The organism is Oleiphilus sp. HI0086 (assembly GCF_001635225.1).
Window position 1 is genome coordinate 1 of sequence record NZ_LWFZ01000558.1, and the last position, 2,273, is coordinate 2,273.

General features: G+C 46.9%; 2 protein-coding genes. Both read right to left on the reverse strand.

The window, feature by feature from the left end:
* Positions 1-48 precede the first annotated feature (48 nt).
* Complete coding sequence (gene istB, locus A3756_RS06740; RefSeq protein WP_068510186.1) at positions 49-792, reverse strand: IS21-like element helper ATPase IstB; 744 nt, start codon at positions 790-792, stop codon at positions 49-51.
* The coding region (gene istA / locus A3756_RS06745; protein ID WP_197481231.1) for an IS21 family transposase at positions 782-2,273 on the reverse strand (1,492 nt) is incomplete at its 5' end. The genes istB and istA, both read right to left, overlap by 11 nt.

Here is a 2,273-nt window from a genome sequence, read left to right on the forward strand (position 1 = left end):
CGCCTGAGAGGCCAGATTACGGCCTGAACTTTTCTTTTATTTCCAGTTTTAAATTCGTTTATTAGTAGATTCTTTGTAGCGGTAACTTTCGTTACCTGTTTCAATGATGTGACAGTGATGCGTTAGTCGATCAAGTAATGCGGTTGTCATCTTTGCGTCACCGAAGACTTGGCTCCACTCTGAAAAGCTTAAGTTAGTCGTGATAATCACACTTGTTTTCTCATATAGTTTGCCTAGCAAGTGGAATAGTAATGCGCCTCCCGTTTGACTAAAGGGCAAGTAACCAAGTTCATCTAAGATAACCAAGTCTGTATGGCTTAACCTGTTCGCAATGCGTCCCGCTTTACCTTCGAGTTTTTCTTGTTCAAGTTGATTCACAAGTTCAATGGTCGATAAGAAGCGCACTCGTAGTCGGTGGTGTTGGATGGCTTGTACGCCTATTGCCGTTGCTAAGTGAGTTTTACCCGTGCCAGGGCCTCCTATAAGTACGATGTTGTGGCTGCCTTCGATGAACTCACAGCGATGAAGCGCTTTGACAAGCGTTTCATCTACACTGCTTTGATTGAAGTCAAAGCCAGCTAGGTCACGGTAGGCTGGGAACCTTGCATGCTTCATCTGATAAGCGATTGATCGCACTTCTCGATCTGTTACTTCAGCTTTGATCAAGGCTTCAAGAATGGGCTGTGCTTGAAGGTAAGATGGCCCAGCTTGCTGTGATAGCTCCATAACACTGTTGGCCATACCGTGTAGTTTGAGTTGTTTGAAGGTGTGGATCATGGTTTCAATGTGCATAAGGATGACCTCTTAGTTGATCGTAGCGTTGTGTGTTGGCAATAGGCTCTTCGTTTAGAATGAGAGAGGGTGGTGTTAGCAAAGGCTCAGGTGTTTCCTGTTCGATGAGTTGGCTCAAACAGTTCATTACATGCTGTTTTGAGGGGTGCCCGCATCGCAGAGATTCCTCAACCGCTTGCTCAACCAGCTGTTCGTCGTGATGAAGTACCAAGGCCAATATCTCGACCATTTCTCGATCACCACCTTGTCGTCGAAGTAAATACTTTTGAATGGACTTGAAGCTGTCTGGCAAGGTCTCGAACGGTGCGCCGTTACGCAGTGCTCCTGGTTTGCGTTGAGCCACGGCTAGATAATGTCTCCATTCATACTTGGTGATACCTGCATCATGCTTGCGATTGAAGATACGTCTATGTCTTGCTATCTCCTTGCCTTCGGCAACGATAACGATTTCAGCTGCATAAACATGAAGACTCACATGCTGGTTAGCAAAGCTTGCCGGGACACTATAGCGGTTACGCTCGAACGTAATTAAGCATGTAGAAGAGACTCGCTTAGTCTCTTCTACATAGCCATCGAATGGCGCTGGGACAGGCATTAAACATGGCCGTTCTTGTCGCCAGCATTCAGCAACCGTTAGATTGGATTGTTCTGGGTGTTTTTGGCGGTGCCACAGTTCAATACATTGGCGTTCAAGCCAAGCATTAAGTTCTTCGAGAGTCTTGAACTTGGGAGCGGTATGCCATAACTGATGCCGAGCATCTCGCACCTTTTTCTCGACTTGGCCTTTCTCCCAACCTGCAGCTGGATTACAGAACTCAGCTTCAAACAGATAATGACTGACTAGCGTTTGGAATCGGCGATTAACATCGCGCTGTTTACCTGATCGTACCTTATCCACAGCAGTCTTCATGTTGTCGTAGATGCCGCGTTCAGGCACGCCACCAAAGACCCGAAATGCATGATTGTGTGCATCAAACAGCATCTCGTGCGTTTGTTTGTAATAAGCTCGCAGGAAGAAAGCTCGACTATTGCTTAGCTTGAAGTAAGCAACTTGAAGGCAGCACTTCCGACCATTGATCGTGGCGAAATCTTCGCCCCAATCAAACTGGAATGCTTCGCCTGGTGCAAAAGTCAGTGGAACATAGACTCGCTTAGCGGCAGTGCTCTTTGCTTCATGTTGCTCTTGTCGCCACTGCCGTGCAAACGCAGCAACACGATCATAGGAAACGGTGTAACCCAGTTGTACTAAATCCTGGTATAGCTGCTTGACTGACTTACGCTGCTTTCGATGCTTTTTCACCTCACGGTGAAGCCAGCAGGTTAAGGTCTTCTCGTAGTCATCCAGCTTACTCGGCGACTTCCTTGCAGGGTAGCTTGGGTCTAAATTTCTATTATTGAGGTATTTACGAACAGTAATTCGTGACAATCCGGTCTTCCGAGCAATCGATCGAATCGATTGTCCCTCCCGAATATGCGAGCGT

What these genes read in the sequence shown, in the direction of transcription:
- istB (WP_068510186.1), bottom strand. Translation starts at nt 792, where the DNA reads ATGCACATTGAAACCATGATCCACACCTTCAAACAACTCAAACTACAC.